Annotated in this window: 15 protein-coding genes; all 15 read right to left on the bottom strand. The window is 33.3% G+C overall.

What is annotated here, in order from left to right:
- Positions 1 to 28: 28 nt before the first annotated feature.
- Positions 29 to 712, bottom strand: a complete 684-nt coding sequence (locus tag ACWG0P_RS05610; protein ID WP_455800881.1) for a hypothetical protein — start codon at positions 710 to 712, stop codon at positions 29 to 31.
- A gap of 102 nt (positions 713 to 814) precedes the next feature.
- Positions 815 to 1,258 (bottom strand): DUF1307 domain-containing protein, encoded by a 444-nt coding sequence (locus ACWG0P_RS05615; RefSeq protein WP_455800882.1) that lies wholly within the window; start codon positions 1,256 to 1,258, stop codon positions 815 to 817.
- A 96-nt stretch (positions 1,259 to 1,354) separates the two neighbouring features.
- On the bottom strand, positions 1,355 to 2,098 hold the full coding sequence (locus ACWG0P_RS05620) for a hypothetical protein (RefSeq protein WP_455800883.1): 744 nt from the start codon (positions 2,096 to 2,098) through the stop codon (positions 1,355 to 1,357).
- Positions 2,099 to 2,186: 88 nt separating this feature from the next.
- Positions 2,187 to 2,927, bottom strand: a complete 741-nt coding sequence (locus ACWG0P_RS05625; RefSeq protein ID WP_455800884.1) for a hypothetical protein — start codon at positions 2,925 to 2,927, stop codon at positions 2,187 to 2,189.
- 58 nt (positions 2,928 to 2,985) lie between these two features.
- Positions 2,986 to 3,603 (bottom strand): hypothetical protein, encoded by a 618-nt coding sequence (locus ACWG0P_RS05630; protein ID WP_455800885.1) that lies wholly within the window; start codon positions 3,601 to 3,603, stop codon positions 2,986 to 2,988.
- A gap of 92 nt (positions 3,604 to 3,695) precedes the next feature.
- Positions 3,696 to 4,334 (bottom strand): hypothetical protein, encoded by a 639-nt coding sequence (locus ACWG0P_RS05635; protein ID WP_455800886.1) that lies wholly within the window; start codon positions 4,332 to 4,334, stop codon positions 3,696 to 3,698.
- Positions 4,335 to 4,378: 44 nt separating this feature from the next.
- On the bottom strand, positions 4,379 to 8,326 hold the full coding sequence (locus ACWG0P_RS05640; protein WP_455800887.1) for a hypothetical protein: 3,948 nt from the start codon (positions 8,324 to 8,326) through the stop codon (positions 4,379 to 4,381).
- Between the two features lie 34 nt (positions 8,327 to 8,360).
- Positions 8,361 to 8,768: an RrF2 family transcriptional regulator gene (locus ACWG0P_RS05645; RefSeq protein ID WP_455800888.1), complete on the bottom strand. Its 408-nt coding sequence runs from the start codon at positions 8,766 to 8,768 to the stop codon at positions 8,361 to 8,363.
- Positions 8,769 to 9,194: 426 nt separating this feature from the next.
- Entirely contained in the window at positions 9,195 to 10,049 is an 855-nt protein-coding gene (locus ACWG0P_RS05650) for a tyrosine-type recombinase/integrase (RefSeq protein WP_455800889.1), read from the bottom strand.
- A 193-nt stretch (positions 10,050 to 10,242) separates the two neighbouring features.
- Positions 10,243 to 10,515 carry a helix-turn-helix domain-containing protein gene (locus tag ACWG0P_RS05655; protein ID WP_455800890.1) on the bottom strand — a complete coding sequence of 91 codons (273 nt, stop codon included), beginning with the start codon at positions 10,513 to 10,515 and terminating at the stop codon, positions 10,243 to 10,245.
- Entirely contained in the window at positions 10,508 to 12,262 is a 1,755-nt protein-coding gene (locus ACWG0P_RS05660) for a VirD4-like conjugal transfer protein, CD1115 family (protein WP_455800891.1), read from the bottom strand. Before ACWG0P_RS05660 ends, ACWG0P_RS05655 begins: the two co-directional genes overlap by 8 nt.
- A 71-nt stretch (positions 12,263 to 12,333) precedes the next feature.
- Positions 12,334 to 12,579 carry a hypothetical protein gene (locus ACWG0P_RS05665; protein WP_455800892.1) on the bottom strand — a complete coding sequence of 82 codons (246 nt, stop codon included), beginning with the start codon at positions 12,577 to 12,579 and terminating at the stop codon, positions 12,334 to 12,336.
- A 72-nt stretch (positions 12,580 to 12,651) separates the two neighbouring features.
- Complete coding sequence (locus ACWG0P_RS05670) at positions 12,652 to 14,286, bottom strand: DUF3991 domain-containing protein (protein WP_455800893.1); 1,635 nt, start codon at positions 14,284 to 14,286, stop codon at positions 12,652 to 12,654.
- A gap of 142 nt (positions 14,287 to 14,428) precedes the next feature.
- On the bottom strand, positions 14,429 to 17,137 hold the full coding sequence (gene mobP3, locus ACWG0P_RS05675; RefSeq protein ID WP_455800894.1) for a MobP3 family relaxase: 2,709 nt from the start codon (positions 17,135 to 17,137) through the stop codon (positions 14,429 to 14,431).
- A gap of 48 nt (positions 17,138 to 17,185) precedes the next feature.
- Entirely contained in the window at positions 17,186 to 17,818 is a 633-nt protein-coding gene (locus ACWG0P_RS05680; RefSeq protein ID WP_455800895.1) for a PBECR4 domain-containing protein, read from the bottom strand.
- Positions 17,819 to 18,122 lie beyond the last annotated feature (304 nt).

An 18,122-nucleotide genomic window follows, 5' to 3' on the forward strand; every position in this document is an offset into this window, starting at 1 on the left:
TACTACCTCCTATTCTCCCCCTTCTTTTTTAGCTAATTCCCTTGGTAATAACTGAAGCACCACCAACCATTACTTTTATTGGCAATTCTTGATTGTTTGTAGTCATTGCCTTCGATATCATTATTTCTGTGATTGTACTATCATTGATTCGTACACTTCCTGTATGCAACGTTAAAGTCGCTTTTTCATTCTTGCCTGTTATATTAATGGTTTGCAGTATATTCACTGTTGTGTTATCAATGTCGATTGTCATGCTTTGGCAAGTTAAAGAGTAATCATGATTTAAAAAACCAGTTACACTCTCTATTTTGCTTTCTCTGATTTCCAAACAAAGTTCATTCACATTTTCAACGTTATGTGCTCCAATAACATAGTCAACATGACATCGGTTTAAGAAGATAGACACTGCTCTTGTATCTCTTTTTGTTCCAATAACAACTAGACCAGAATTCTCCTTTCCTATATCTTCCAATATGCACGGAACACCATTACAATGGATTGTTATATGCTTCTTATAAAATCCAATAGACTTTTTTTTATGCGTTGTTATATGTAATTTAATCAAGGAAGAAGGAATGAAAATATCTTTTTCATCAAACACATCACTCGTAAGGATAATGTGTAATCTACCTCTTCTATGATGCTTAAACGCTTCATTTAGAGTAAGATATTGTCCATCAATCCCCACACTAATTGTCTTTTCTGAATACATAAGTCCCCCTCCTTTCAACTACTAGAGTAAAAATGTGCTTATAATTTTCAAATGTATACTATTAATTTTTATATTTGACAACTTACAAAGAATACGATGTTTTTACTTCTCTTCAAACACCACGCCAAATGTTTTTTCATAATTTTCTTTCGACTTTTTCAAACTGACATATTTAGCATCTCCAGTAGATTCTATAAGCCCTGCTTTCTTCAATTCCTCAATATTTGCTTTACTATAATCCAATTCAGTAGTGATAGTTACTTTTGTTTCTGTTGTTTCAAGTTTCATATTCACCCCTTCTACTTCATTATTTTTCTTCGCTGCTGGCTCCATGGTTGCTTTTGCTTGCTCTTCAGTTAGACCTAGTGTCTTCAAATCCATACCCACTACTTCTTTTACTTTTGAAACTTTATCTCCATTACTTACAATTTCGACCTCACACGTCATTCCATTTGTGTTTCCTTTACCAACAAATGTCGTTTCTTTACTACCTGTACATCCTGCTAATAACGCTACAAACATTAACACTGCTACTATTTTTTTCATCTTTTTGTCTCCTTCACTTTTGACTTTTTTCATTCTCTATTTTTATGTAAATATCATTTTTTTACTACACTATGAACCTTACATTGCCACTGATTTTTATTTCTCAATGGATACAATTCTTGTCTTGATATCCCCTCCATTCATTTTTTCCTTATAATCATCCAACGAAAAAGTCTCTATGTTAATAGAAATAGGATAGATTCCTGTAGGAAAACTACGATCAAATTTCACTGCTGTTACTGCATATCCTGGCGGAATCAACTTACTTTCGTAAATAATTTGTCCCGTTTCATCCAATGTAATTTTAAATTTGAAGTAACAAGGGTTGCCTTCAGGATTGTACAATGCAACATAAGCAGTATCTGTGTTCTCTTCCATATTGAGATCTTTATACCCTGGCAAAAGTATACTAGTTGAATCTGTATTTTTTTGAATACTCGATGTTGGTGTATACTGATCCATTCCATCTTCTAATTCCGGACCTTTAGGTGCCAGGATATTAAATATCAATAAGCCTATCATGATCAACATAAGTAAAAAAGGTAAAATTCTCTTTAATACCTTTCGTTGCATAATTGCAATGTATATATTCTCCTCAACTTCCAAGTATCCAATGATTTCATAAAAATATCGTTTCTTTTTAAAAGAATAATAGTCTCTTATTTCATCGTGATACTTCCAATTTCCTATCGGTTCTGCTATCCCATCTCCAATAAATCCTACAAGACTATAACCCACATTTTCCATCGGATACATTTTTTTGAATTGTTTCTTGGAAATATAGTCGACTTTACCTATTTCTTTTATTCTCTTCCTTTTATCTATAAATTCATTTTTCATATCCTTTTCTCCTCATCATTCTTATGAAAATATAGTAATTATCCTTACTACATTTTCATAAGAAAGTGAAATCACTTTCTCATTTACATTACTCTTCAATTGCCACAAGACGACTTTCTATTAGCCCACCATTCAGTGATTCTTTTTTCTCCAGTGAATATGTATCAATTTTTATTTTAATTGGATATATTCCCTCTTGAAATTTTTGGCTAAACTCTACCGCTGTGATTGCTTGTCCTGGTGGTATCATATTGCTTTCAAATATTTGTGTAGTACCATCTTCTAAGTAGATGCTAAATTTAAAATAGCATGGATTGTTTGGCGGATTATACAATGCCACGTATGCGGTATCCGTACCAGCCTTTAAACTTATTTTTTCATAAGTTGGTAAGGCAATATGATCAGGATCGGTTTCAATCACTTGTCCATTGGCAGGGATATAATCCTTTGCGTTTGGATCTATGTCAGAACCTTTCATGAAATAAAGTAGAAAAATCAACAATAAGAGAATGAGTAACAATAATAAAATAATTCTCTGTAACCCTTTGGGCTTAACAACCTCAATATATCGATCTTCGTCAACAGCTATATACCCTACTAATTTAAATCGTAGTCTTGAGAAATTATTCGCATAATACTCAAGTGTCTTATTTCGATGATGTAATTTTCCTATTTTTTTCTTCAATCCATTTCCAATACTGCCTGCAATATTGAAATCACCCTGTGGGTAAAGTTTCTTCATCGCCTTTTTACTATAAAAAGGACAAGAAGATCCTTGAATCCGTATTTTTTTATCATAAGTATCACTGTGTTTATATTCTAATTCCATATGTATCTCCTATCTTCTTGTCGTTTTTTATTTATAATCTTAATTTCCTAATTATTAATTATTTACCAGTTGAAGGTGCACTTGTAGAACCTGTTGTTACAACATAAGTCAATGTATCTGTTAAGTTACCAGATTTAGTTGGTGTTTGTAGCAAATATGCTTTACCTTCTACTGTTGCTTTTGTATTGTCTGATTTAGCACCTGTAATATCCGCTACTTGCAAATACCCATTAGCATTTGAAGTTTTATCTGTGATTGATACATCGGCTCCAATAGCCCCTGATTGTGTGTATGTTAATCCATATCTTAATTGAGTTGTTGTTGTATCTTTTAATTTATAGACATTACCTGACTTAACCCATACTTTTACAGAAGAATCTGTAAGTTCACCATCTTCTGCCATTGTCACCATTTTAACACTTACATCAACACCATTATCGGCTCCTACATTATTCTTTGTTAACTTAACTGTACTTGGAATTTGTATTCCCCATTCAGGACTTTCTGGATGATCTGGATCTGGGATGATGTTTCTATCATCGAATGATACATCCGTCTGTGAGTTATAATCACCACTGTCTGGGTCAGATTCTGCTGCATTTACCGCCGTCATACCCATTGGCATCATCATCGCAAATGCCATTGCTCCTGTTAAAAATACTTTCAATTTTTTCATTTTGTTTTCCTCCTATTGAAATTATTGAATTCTAGATATTTAAGGTGTTCCCACACCTCTATAACAAATGCTTTTAGCATGTTATAAATTTTTTAGTTTTTTTCTTCATCCTTTTTTCTTTTAACAACTAAAATTAGGATAATTCCTGTCAAACCGAAGAGTGCGATATACTGTCTCATCTTTGTTTGATCACCCGTGGTTATCGCTGTACTTGGTCGCTTGATTTCCTCTTTTGGTTGTTCAACATTAGGTTTCTCTATATCTTCATCTGGTCTTTCAGGCACCACTGGCTCTTCTGGCTCCACTGGTTTTTCTGGTTCTTCATTCATCTTTTCAAATGTAATATACAGTTTCATTTCTGTACCTTCTGTATCAATTGTAATAACTGAATTTTTTATTTGCTGCGTTATATCTTGCACTTCATTAAATAGTGGTTTTTCATAAATAGCACTTTTTACTTTATATCCTTTATTAGGTACAAGGGTGAATGAAGGATCATCATCTAAAGATAATTGATAGATAACAATACCATTTTCTATTACACTATCACCTTTTACTACCTTACCTCCTTCACCAACATGAACCTCTAATTTATAAAGATCTTCTTCTGGAAATTCTGCTGTTACAATCGTTGTACTAGAGCCCTCAGCGGCATGAACTGGATATACCTGTACAGAAAGAAAAGAAACCAATACTGTACAAATTACTATATATTTTCTTTTCTTATTCACATTACTTGCCCTCCTGTTCATTTTATTACCTAGTTGTCTATTCATCATTCTGCAGTTCCTGTCAATGGAACTTTGAATGATATTTTGTACGTCATTAACCCTGAATATCTATCCCCAGGATATGGAAGTCCTTTTTTTACTTTAAGTGTGAAACCTACTGTTGTAGTAGTACTATCTAATGTTGCTAGGGGGATATACGAATTCGACTCACTAGTGAGTTCGTTATTTAAAGAATCATATACGTTTACTGTGATTTTTGTTTCCTTATTACCACCTGTTGTCCCTGCCAATGTAAAGGTTGGTTGAGTTTCAACAACAATCTTGTTATTCATATTTTTAAGTATTGTATTCATTCCTACTTTAAGCTCTACTTTGTCTGATTTAGATGCGATAATTCCTGACTCACTACTTTTTTCAAGTTTTATTTTTTTGGGAATACTTACATAGGCAACTGGATCGGTTGCATATACAGTAATCGTAGGCTGGACTATTTCACCTGAGACAGTTGTGAATGTAACTGTATACACTCCTGTTTCTACAGCTTTTCCTGACTCAATTTTTGGGAGCCCTGATATACTAGATATTTCAACCTCATTTCCTGTATTAATATTAGTTGCATAGGGGTACATACCATACTTTGATTTGCTATCTGCTGGTGTTAAAATATCTATTTTATCTTGAATCTTTGACTTTTCACCTAACTGCGTTACCAAGTCAGTTGCTTCCTCTACAGTTAATTGAAGATTATTTGCAGAGACATTTATATCACCTGTTATAATTGCATGATCTCTAACAATGATTTTTGATAATATTTTAGTACCCTTGATTGTCTCTATAGTAAGTGTGGTTTCACCTAACTCCTTCCATGCTGTAACTTTTCCAAGTTTCCATTCTTTAAATTCACTATCACTTTTAGCACCTGTTTTTAAATCATAATATTCTATTCTAGCTAGCCTATCCCACCCATCTTTAACAGTACCTACCCCCCATACATTGCCCTTTTGGTGTATGTATGTATTTGCTCTCAACTCTTCTCCAGTTGTTGTATCTCTTACCAGATTATCCACAATTGTAAGTTCCGAGTTTAGATGCGAACCCGTAGAAGTGCGATTGAAGACCTCATAAATACCAGCATGAGTCTTTTCATCTGTAATTCCTGTACCACTATTAATAGCAAACGGTACAGTATTATAAGGCGCTGTATTATTTGTTAAGCTCCACTTTCCTTCTTTTGACAATACGTCTGATTGATTGCTTGCGTTTACAAATTTATCTTTATATTCCTCAAGAGACATGACTATATCATTTACATAGAGAATTTCATTTTTTAAACTTGAACCATTTCCTGCTCTATCGTACACATCAATAATTGCATCTTTTGGAGTAGTACTAGCAACCACATAACGTTCATCAAACCATGTGTTTTTCTCTGCATCTGTACCTTTTGTTATATTTGCTTTCCAAATATTTCCATTTGCGCTCAGTAACACTTTGCCATTTTCTATTGGGATCTTATCTTTAGAAACCCCATTAGCGACATCGCCTACATAATCTCCAATCCAGTGTGTGGTTAAAATCGAATAAGGAATTTTATTTTTATCTCCATTGGCTACAGCATCTTCTACATTTGTACCCTCTTTATACATTTTATACTTTTGGGTTATATCAGGCATTTTATCCTGTACTTTTAAGGAAATTCTCTCACTACCTTTATCAGCATCAAAAATACTTGAATCTATTTTTAGATCAATCTTTCTTTTCTCGGTCTTCACCTTAGTAGATGTAACTTCAAGTGCAGCATCATTTTTATTTGTTCCTGCTCTGTTGATTTTAATTTTCAATTTATCATCATTAGCATTATTTTGTGGTTTGACTACTTTAAACTTTGCTGTTTGTGTAAGTGTTTCTGGATTCCAGTTACTTCCTGTTTGTGTTAAATACTCTGACTCTACAGTAAATGTTATAGGTGTGGTTTTATCTATTAAATCAAATTCACCTTTATTTGCAACCTCTGCACTAACTTCAAATTCAGTTCCATATGGATAAGTTGTTGTAAGCAAAGCGTTTTTTGTAGTTGTAGTAAAATCAATCGTTTGTGGATTCGCCACTTTTATAGTGTATTCTTTTCCATCCTTAGAAATTGTGTCACTTATTGCCTGTTTATTTAGTTGTTCATGATATAGAGTGATTTTCTTTCCATTGCCTGTCCCAGTCAATTGATTAATATCCATAAGATTAGAAATATCAATTTCTATTTCACTATATTCATCTTCCACATCACCAACAATTCCATATTTCACATTACCATCTTTACCAGTAGAAACTGCACTTACCTTGTAAACTCCACTAGTAATAGGCATTTTAGTAGCAACAGGAATCCTAATTTTAGTTGTTCCCGGTGTAACAGTAATTGTAGACTCTCCATCAAATTGTGCACTACCTCCTTCTGCTTCTATCGTTCCACCTTCATAAATTCCTTCTACACCCAGAGTGTCATCCTTTACAACTAATTTATATTTACCACCACTTGCTAGTGTTGTGGTTGGTGCTGCACCTAGCGTCGCGTTAGGAGTAGCGTTCGCGTTAGACATGTTATTTCTTGCGAACATAACCTTGCTAGTATCTATGTTCATTTTAGGACGGACTTCCTTCTCTTCTACTTCTATACTGCTTGCTGGAATTGGTCTTTCATATGGGTTGTACCACATTCCACCAGTAATTCGTAAGGTTATGTTACTATTCTTGGAAAAAACTTCTATATCTCTTGGTGCTTTAGTATAAAGAACATATACTGGCGTATCATACGTTTGTGTGTCAGGAAAACGATAATCAAAAGTGTCATCACCAACCAATCCAACATTTAAATTAACCGTACCAGTTAACTGTCTACACTTTTCTTTATATTCTTTTGACATAGTTGATTTGTATATATAATGAGGCATACTTTTCCTATATCTATCCTGTTCATAATAATAACGCACAAGTGTTTCACCTTCTTTGACTATTTCACCTGGTTTAGGAAATCGATATGTATCAGTAATTGGATCATAGGTTGCTGCTACCGCAGTATCAAATGGGTTCGATGGATTCGCTTCTATATCAACATAAACTTCATCTTCTGGTTTACATTCAGGTGTAGAATAAGCCCTTAGGTACTTAGTAGGATCCAGACCAGCCTCTACTTTGTCCCTATCTCCAAAAACAGGTGCTATCCCCCTAAGTCTGCCTGAATTTTCACCATAATCAAACTTAGCTTCACCCAGCGGATCGTACCAATATCCTTCGGGTTGATCGAACTCTGCAAAATTAATCGCAGAAGAACCAGCATGAGCATAAGATCCAAAATTAAACAGCTTGCTATCAAACCATGCTCCATTTTCATGCATGCCACTTATAGTCTTTTCGTTTTTTGGAGACGTGTTATTTCCATTAGCATAACCTCTCATTGGAACATCTACTTTTAGTAATTCTTCTTTAGGTGGAGCTGAATATCCATGTTGAAAAATTGTTTCGGTTTTTTGATCACTTAACCAGTACTCTCCTCCCACTGATGGAATGACACTGTTCCATTTTTTTATATCAGTAATGCTTGGTAACTTGAAGCCATCATTATTGAAAATGTTCTTTATCTTATCCGTTTGTGTATCACCAAACTCACTATTTTTATACTCGGTAATTGCTGCATCGATGCTAGCTTGATCTCCTTTACTTGGAACAGTATATTGACTAAGAAGTGTATTACCTTCCACACTTGTTAGTACAGAACCATCCAGCAAGTCACCATAATATATGTTAGCACCAGGATTTATAGTTACATTCCCAAAAGGAGACGTATTTTCTGCGACTTCTGTAACTTCATCCGTAGCTAATACTGTATTATTAATATCATGTAGCATTAAACAAGAAACAAATATTGAAAATACCATCACCCCCATTAGTGCTTTATATCGTATTTTTCTAAAAGTATCATTTTTCTTTCCAACTGTTTTCATACACTCACTCCTCGCTCCTTAGTTTAATCCTTTATCATTTGCAATCTTCTAACAAACTTTCTATTGTTATGGAGACTAGCTTTTCCTTTATTTCTTCTTGCAATAAACAATAAAACTTTCTTACAGGACAGGTTTCTACTGCAAAACGACTACAGTAATGATCATCTTCCATACAACGATTTATCTTAGCCGTATTTTCCATGATATCTATCACATCAAATAAGTTTATCTCGCTTGTACTCTTAGCTAATGAATATCCACCATATGTTCCGATATGGGTTTTCACCAAACCCGCTTTTTCTAGTTTCTTAGCTATCTTTAACACATAACTTTGTGGTATCCCTAGCTTCTCAAACAGGATTGTCGAAGATACTGGCTTCGTATTAGAAGCCAAACAAAGAACGATTCGTATTGCATAGTCTGTAGTTACATTTAATTGCATATTGCCTCTCTCTCTTTAACTGTCATTGAATTCATAGCAAATAGAAACCATACCTTGATAGGTTTGATTCCTGCTATAAAATCGAATAATTCTGCCGTTATAATTTCCTTTTTTGCTATTTATCCAACTGAAAAAAGGAGACCTTTTTTTGTTCCCAGTAGTTTTACAACATAATGAATAATATGTTGTAAAACAAAAAAAACGATTGATTTCATCGCCTTTTTAATGTGTTTTATAGTGTATAAACAAGCTCTTTTTAGTAGTAAAAATTTAAAACTAATACTAGTTCAAAGCTATAACTTTGTATTTTTTTAAAGAAAAATGGAAAAAAATGTAGATTTTACCTACATTTTGTGTTAGATTATAGAGGAGCAATAGCAACGAATTTAACTTTACAACATATTATTCATTATGTTGTTTTTTTATCTAACACAGCATACCGACAAGGTTCATTTTATCTAATGTTTTTTCACATTCATGACTTGTTGTCATGGTATAGATTCTTGTTGTTTCGATGTTGGAATGACCTAGTATATCTGCTAGGCGAATGATATCTTTTTGTAACCTATAATACGTTAATGCAAAAAGATGTCTTAAATTATGTGGGAATACTTTTTCTCGATCTACCTTTGCATCTTCGCAAAGGTTTTTCATTTTGCGCCATATATTTGAACGATCTAACGGTTCTCCCTTTTTTGTTACAAAGATTGTACCACTCTCAATTTTTTCTGCTTTACAATACTCTGCTAACAACCTTCTTAGTTTCTTAGTAATGAAGATCACTCTTTCTTTACCCTTGTTGTTGATGAGGACTTTCCCACTCTTTAAACTTTCTACAGTGATATATTTATGTTCAGATACTCGTATCCCTGTTCCACAAATGGTTTGTAATAACATATACAACTGTTTGTTTTTTTCTTTTAATGCAGATTCTAATAGTCTTATATATTCTTCTTTTGTTAATTCCTTTTCTTCTTCATAAAACATTTTCTTTTGTACTTTACAAAGTTTTATCTTCAACTCTGCAAGATTTTGAAAAACAAGATATGTGTTTAATGAAGTTAACATACTATTGACACTTCTTACCTTGTAATTTTCTAACAAACCATTTTTATATGAAATTAAAGATTCTTTCGTGATAAGCTTACTACTTCCTAAGAACTCATAATACTTAACAATATCTCTTACATACTTATTGATTGTCGCTTGACTCCTTTCTTCTAAATACAAGTAATCTTGAAATTTAGTAATTTTCTTTTCATTGATAATATAATTATTCATATCGCACCCTCTTTTCTTCATATTTTGTCTAATATGGATAATTATACCATTTCATAGCACTAGTTCTACTTCCAAAATTTCCCATGTTATTACATTCTTCTGTTATTATATTTGTTAAGTAAGTAGTTACAGATATGACAACATGACCGTAGGCTACTGACAGCATACATCGAGACTCCTCCCAATCATACAATTAATTAAAAAAATACATATTGCTAGTGTGCCCATTATTTTCTCTTCTTCGAGGTATTCTTAACAAATAACCACTTTCTACAAGAGCAGACAGTTGCCTTCGCACTGTCCGTTCTGATAAATTTGTATCTCTTGCAATTGTCCTTACGGATGGATAACATGACCAATTCGTATAATCTGCATATCGTAATATGGCTTTATATACACTTATTGCACTAGCTGGTAAATGTGAGGCACATATCTTTTGATAAAAATGGAGATAGTCTTTATTCAACTTTCACACTTCCTTTCCCTGTTTTTTCTTTGATGGAGTTTAATACATTGATATCTATTCTCGTATGGTCATTTATGGCGTACTCTTTTTTAATGGATTCCTCAAGTACATATGCATTTGCATACGATACTGTTTGTTCATAACGTGGCGGAACACAATAGTTTTTGTTTAACTTTATTCCCCATTTCTTAAATAACTCTAGTTTTGTTTTCATAGGATTCGTTCCTGTTTTCATTAAAATGAAGTTTCCTTTTGGCATAGACTTCAGTTCGTCTGTAGTCAACAAGGGACGTTGTATCATTTGTAATGATTGTGATGGATCACTTTTGCCTTTACTTACTGATCCACTCATAACAGTTTGGAATCCTAGATTCTCGCTTAATATTTTAGCTGTTTCACTGGTAGGAGCAAATCCTCCGAACAATGTATCCTGACAGTTATCTTGAATGATGGAAGCACCCTCTTTACCATAGTTCTTTTCTAACTGCGCTAAAGATTGAATGATGGGGACAATCGTTATGTTTCTAGAACGAGATGCACTAAACATCATTTCAGCACTTTGTATTTTAGGTATCGTCCCTATCTCATCTAAAAACATCATAACCTTATTAGGAAGACGACCCTCACATGTATCTGCGTATGCTAACATTTCTCTATAATACTGTTGAATAAATAAAGAAATTAAAAAGTGTTTAGTAGCATCCTCTTCTGGCATGACTAAGAAGATTGCTGATTTCTGGGAACAAAACTTTTCTATATCGACTGCTGTTTCAAAACATAATATTTGTTCGATTTCTGAATCAATAAAAGCATTTAATCTTGATAAAACGGTTGATAGAACAGATTGCATAGCTTGCTCTCCTGTGTTTAAAGCAGCTCCTGCAAACCACTTCGCTTTATGAGTATCTGGCAATTGATCAACAAGTAATTGAAATCTTGTCTTCCCTTTCACTGGAGAGGGTTGAAGTAAATCTTGAACTAATTTAAACACACTCACAATATGCCTTTGATTCGCTGGACAAAATTCAGCAATCAATAAAATAACAGAAGTAAGCAAACCTTCTGCTGAGTCATAAAAAAAAGAATTCTGTCCATATCCACCAGCATTCTCTCCATCACTGAATACAATTGTTTTGGCTATAATCTTTGCGTATTTTTCAGTCTTTGCCTTATTTGCTAAATCGCTTCTATCTTGTTTATATAAATCCATATATTTATTTACTAGCTGTAACATATTATTGCCATCAGACATCATAGGATTTCGTAAATCAATGACAGATATATTATAACCATAATATTCTTTAGCAATTCCTCCATAATTTCTATATAAATCCCCCTTTGTATCTGTGCTTATAAAGCTTACACCTGATGCACAAGCAAACTCTAAATTGGGATACAGGAAGTTTGCTGTCTTTCCAACCCCTGCTGCACCAATCATCATTAAATGAATATCTTGATTATCCACATAAGCATAAAGACCTTTTGTGGTTTTTTTCATTCCTACAACAACACCTTGAATCTTAGGCAGGCATTTTCCTTCTCTCCATTTTTCTGATTGATACTTTATAGTGCAATATGATTGTTTAACTTCCTTTACACTGGCAAAGCGAGCAGTTCCATGTTGTCCATCACCTACTGTCTTAGATTTGATGTGATCAAGATTATAATTATTACCAAAATATACTGCCATTCCAATTAAACAAAAAAACAAACAACCTATTATTATAAATACTATTTTCGCATCCATTATTTCTCCTTTCCTACAAATAAAAAAACAGCTGATTTTTCATAACCAACTGTTCTTCATCTATCTTTGTTTTAAAACCAATAATCATGCATTTTCTCTAAGAACTCCTTTGTTATAGGAAATCCTGATGATTCACCTATAACTGAATCAATATCACAATAAGGACATATGGCTGTTCCACCCTCATCTTCTACCCAATTTTCTATTTCCTTTGGCTCAAATATGGATAAACAATAAAAACAACCACATTTTGAATCTTTTAATAATTCTTTTCTATGACTAGATGAATACTGATGTGCTTTTATATGATCTTCCATATCTTCATTCTCCTTCTTATTCCTGTTTTCATTTTATCATACAGTCGATGTTTTGTCTTTTTGATTTTTCCTTCATTGCATTGCCATATCAAAAGCCGTCGATTGTTCTTCCACGGAGATTGGATCAATATATTCCATCATGATATTTAATGCCTCATCATAGCTTCCACTACCTGTAATTCTATCAAACATGGCAGTTGCTTCTTGCTCTAACCCATTTTCTTTTAATGCTTTTGTTGCAATACCCATTAAGTTAAATATATTGCCATTTGCACCAATAATAGCTGCACGTGGTTTTTCAATTGGATTTCTACACTCTTGATCCATCTGTTGTTGCATTTCATGATTACAGTATTTTATAACTGTTGCACTCTCCATGGCTAGTTTTTCATAGGCTTTCCCAACTTCTATTTTTTCAGCATTTGTATCCATGAGTTTTTTAATTTCTTGAAAGCCTATTTTCACTCGTTCAATACGTTTTGCAAAACTGCCACGATCTTTATAGGAACGATAAGAGTCTATTAAATTATCTGCACCCATATATTGAGTAGGATGACTTTTATCTGGAAACAAATGATAGTTGGCTAAGTTTAATGCACACTTTGTAATCTTCATAAAGTCTTCTTTAATTTTAGGATAATCATTAAGTCCATCATGATTTAGTCCATAGTACATATCTGCAAATGCTTTAGAGAGTTGCTTATGTTCTATTTGTGTATAATCTTCAACTGTGAAATCATGTTTTATTTCATCAATAACCTCTTGTAAAATTCTAATATTGAGATTATCTTCTCCACTGATCGCTGGCAATCCTAACTGTGCTTTTCGATCTTCGTTGAAATCCTTGTATATAGGTTCTGCACGTGCCATATTAACATTTGATAAAGTGTCAATGTAATCTTGAATACGTTCAGCCCCTTCTATTCCTGCAACATCATGATCTGTTCCTACAATGACAAGATTGATGTTTGTATTTTCTTCAAGCATTTCTTCAATGGGTTGCATACCTAACCCACATAATGCAAGATAACTGTGTTGTTGCCAATTATCTTTATAGATTGAAATATACGATAGCATATCAATGGGTGCCTCAAATACCAATAAAGTTGAAGAAGTCCCCTTATAGTGAAAACTGTACCTAGGATCAGAACTCTCTACATTGCCTCGATAACTTGTTCCATCTTTTGATTCGTATGTACTCTTTTTATGTGCATGTCGAGCGATACCCTCATTATCCTCACCTACAAATACAACGTTATGATATTGTGTATCTTCATATAGAAGACCCTTCTTGACGAATTCATTGACGACATCTTTATCAATATGACGTGTCTTCAGAAGGTAGGCATACATCCGTTTCATGGTCTCACTTCTTTCTGGTAGTGCAAACTCTTTTTTAGGAACTTCTTCTTTAGGTTCATAGTTAGCAGTGATGCCAGTATCGCTGGCATACGATAAAAGGAGTTCCATCGCATCTACATACTTCATGCCATAGAACTCCTCTAAAAATTTAATGGGGTATCCTCCCTCTTGTGTTTTATGTTTATACCAATGATTGTCTTTGATAGTAACACTGGTGTATCGTTGCCATCGAAACTCCCTTCCTGATTTTATTAATGTCTCTCCTTGATTCCTCAAGTAATCAACTAAGTTGATACTATTCGCTAATGCTTTTTGATCATCCGAAAACTTTCTATATTCAGCCATTTTTTTCATCTCCTTTATCTCTTTCTTTTATTAATTTTACGTTTTACTGCCGTGTTATGAATTGTATTTACTTTTGCTTTGATGTGATTCAACCTTTGAACTTCTTTGATATCATATTTTTTCTTTTTCATCTTATCCTCTCCTATCTGACATTGAGTTCATGGTCTTTTGGATTATGACCTTGTGCAATTTTCTTTTGTCTTAATTTCTGCGCTAGTTTTCTATCCACTCCCCCTAGAAGATGATTATTATGAGGCAATTGATTTTCAAATATTTTACCAATGTGGTGAAACATACGTGACGCTAATAAAGACAATGGTTGTTGATAATAGGGATCATTGATATGTTCCAACAGATACATGGCATATTCATTTCCTTGGTTTGCAGACTTCATTAAATATTCAACAGCCTTTTCTTTATCTTGCTCTACATCAATTCCAAATAAAAAAAGTCTGCCTAATTGATATTGGGCAAACATATTATTCTGTTCTTCTGATTTTTTTAGATAGTAGAGTGCTTGATCTACATCTTTATCCAGTAATTGTCCTTTCATATAGGCACTGCCTAGTTTTACTTGCGCATACTCATTTCCTTGATTAGCGGCTACGTGTAAATAATGTAATGCTTTTGTAACATTCCTATATTCTTCACTCAAATATATTTTAGCTAGTTGATACATCGCAAAGGAGTTGTTCTCCTTGGCACATTTCGTATAATAAAAAATAGCTTGTTTTATATCATATTCAACATGGATTCCTTTTTGATATTCCTTTGCAAGGATATACCAGGAACTAGGATCATCTGCTTCCTTCAACCACTCTATCGCATCTGCAATATGTGAGAAGTCATCCTCTTCTAAATAAATACGTGCAAGCAATCGCTTCGCATGTTCATTATGGAAAGCAAGTGATTCTTTAAGATAGGACTTTGCTAATCCATGATTTGCTTCTGTCCCTTTGCCATAATATGACATCATTCCTACTCGATATAATAAATGATCATCTTTTTGTTTTTTCAACATGCTTAAAAACGAATGATAGGCTTTTTTATAATAGGTATTAGCTTCTTCTATATTTTTGGATGTTGCGATACCTTGTTCTAGATAATGTCCTACTTCATAGTTTGCAAAAGCATTTCCTTTTTGTGCTGACTGTAAAAAATACTGATAGGCTTTTTTATCAGATTGTTCTACACCTAGGCCACGTTGATACATTGTCGCTAATGAATATTTAGCATATTGACTATCACTCATTTCAAACTCCTTAAATGCCTGTTCGTAGTCTTGATTACATCCTTTTCCATAAAAATAGAACTTGCCAAGTTTATAATGAAGATAGTTTTGTGCGAAATTAGATTTATCTGTTTCTACTATTTCCAATGCGCCTTCCAAGGCATTTTTATAATAGTTATTAGATTCTTCCTTTCGTTCCTCTAGTTCTAACAGTTTTCCCATCATCTCCATTGCTAGAATATTGCCTTTTTCACATTCACCTTTAAATAGCATTTCTGCTTCCTCTATATTTTGTTCAACTTCTTCATTGCCATAAAAAAAAGCAACACCTGCTTTATAGTTGTCGCTCCATTTCATATGATACTGTTTGCTATGAACTTCGTTTGTATTTTCTATCAACGATTCACATTCTGGTACTGCATAGTCAACTATTATATTGTCTACAGAGATATCCATTATTTCAGCCACATCATTATTTCGCTGAGATAGATTGCAATCACTAACTTCTTTGATAATCATATTGCGGATACTATTGAACTCTTTTTGTTTATGTAAAGGTAATTCTTCAATAATTGCTTTTGCATATGTTTGATGAATATCTTGTTTATATAATTTCCATTGTTCGTAGAGTTGTTCGATTCTACTATCTTTTTCTAGTTCATCAACAATCTCATTGACGATCTGTTTTATGGCTATTGGAAGATACGCAAACATCAATCTTCCATGATAGTTATTTAGCGACTCCTTTAACTCCAGTATTTTATTAAATATAATTTGACTATCATGAAACTGTTTGTCACTAATTTCATTAAGAAGTTGACTAATGATATCTTTGCTATATTTTTTTAATTCGTCTCTTGTTTCAGTTTGTCCTTCATAGATTTGAATCAAGTCTTGATGAAAAATATCACTTGCAAACATATGTCTGATTTTCGCAATTCCTTCTTGTGTAACATAGCCTTCTCTTGGATTAATAGAGTATGCAATCATATGAATGTGCGGATGATGACTTTCATTGTGAAATGCTGCATACCATCGCAGATTATTTGGTGAGATTCTCATAGCTTCTGCTAGTTCATTTCTTTTTGCCTGACATAAATTCATCCAGCTATTGGCATAGTCAAAGCCTAGCCTTTTAACATCTTCGCGCTTTAACGATATAATATGTGTCCACACATTGCCTTCGTGTTTTCCTACTTCTTGAACCACATCATTTAATACGACATTCATCCCTGCATCACTGAATAACCCATGTTCACCTAATCTTTCTACATGAGGACGATTTGCAATATAATCTACATAGTTTTCTTTCGTTGCGACATCATGAATATTTTGATCCATGATAGCAGAAATCAACTCACTTGCATTTTCTCTGTTAGATTCTTTCATATAATCTTCATATTCAAACATGGCTTTAGTATCTGGATAATCACTCAACAATTGTTTTATCAATATTTGTTGTTTTGGGGTTGCTGGTTTATCTCCATGACTCATTTGAATCTTTTCAACACCATCACGTGTTGCAATATATTTTACATAATATTCTTTGTGTGTTTTGCCTTTCATGTAATTTGTCTTTACAATAATTCTTGGAATAGTACCACTCCTTCCTAAAAACAAAAAAGAGCAACAAACATATAGTTCATCGCTCCCTATCTTTCGTATAAATTAAATTGTTATTAATTCTTCCTTCATATTTTTGAGTTTTGTATGATCTAGTTTCTGTGATTTATAGCAAACACGTGTGTAAGTGTCTTCATTTATATCCTTTTGGTAAATTGCAATAATCGGATGAAAATCGGTAACTAAGTTTCTAATGTCCTCTCGCAATGCAGAACTTGGGCAATAATCGCCTATTTCATTTTTAGTAAATGCTAGTGTAGTTGCTACTGACCCACACATCTTATCTGCCATAATATGTAATTTAGAATGATTAAAATCTCCTATCATTCTAGCGGTCTTCTTAATGTTCATAATCATTTGTAGAATTTGAAGTTTTAATTGCGTAGTTCCATCAGATTTATATTTACATTTGTCTATGTCCAATCTTTTTCTAAGTGCTAAATTAAAAAAATGTACCGCTCCATCAGTTAAATCTTCAGTATCTATTTCTTCATTTTTAAAAGGATAAATAATGCCTGTTAAATGTTTAAAATTGGATGATAAAAAAGCAGCCTCAAAACAGCCATATTCTTTTGTATGTCTATTTTCATAAACGAATAACATCTTAGTATCTGCCAATTCTCTTTTATACTGCTCTGCACATCTTAACACAGTAGCATAATCATTCCTATTTATCATTATTCTTACCTCTATTAATTTTCGCAATTTAAAAGGAGTGTCTAGTTTCCGCAGTCGCTAGCACTCCTTTTGTGTTTGGTTTTATCGTTGCTTGCCAACCGTACGCGCCCGAAGTCGTACATGCATTTCTAGGTTTATCGTCTCTAGCAGACCGTACGCGCCCGAAGTCGTACATGGATTTCAAGTTGATACGAGCCAAACCTCGTGGTGTATTTCAACCTTTATATAGTGTGCGCATTTCTGCACATCATATACTATGCTATCCACCAAAGAACATGCAATATATTCATCACTTTCTTTGATA

The sequence above is a fragment of the Amedibacillus sp. YH-ame6 genome (assembly GCF_053848845.1).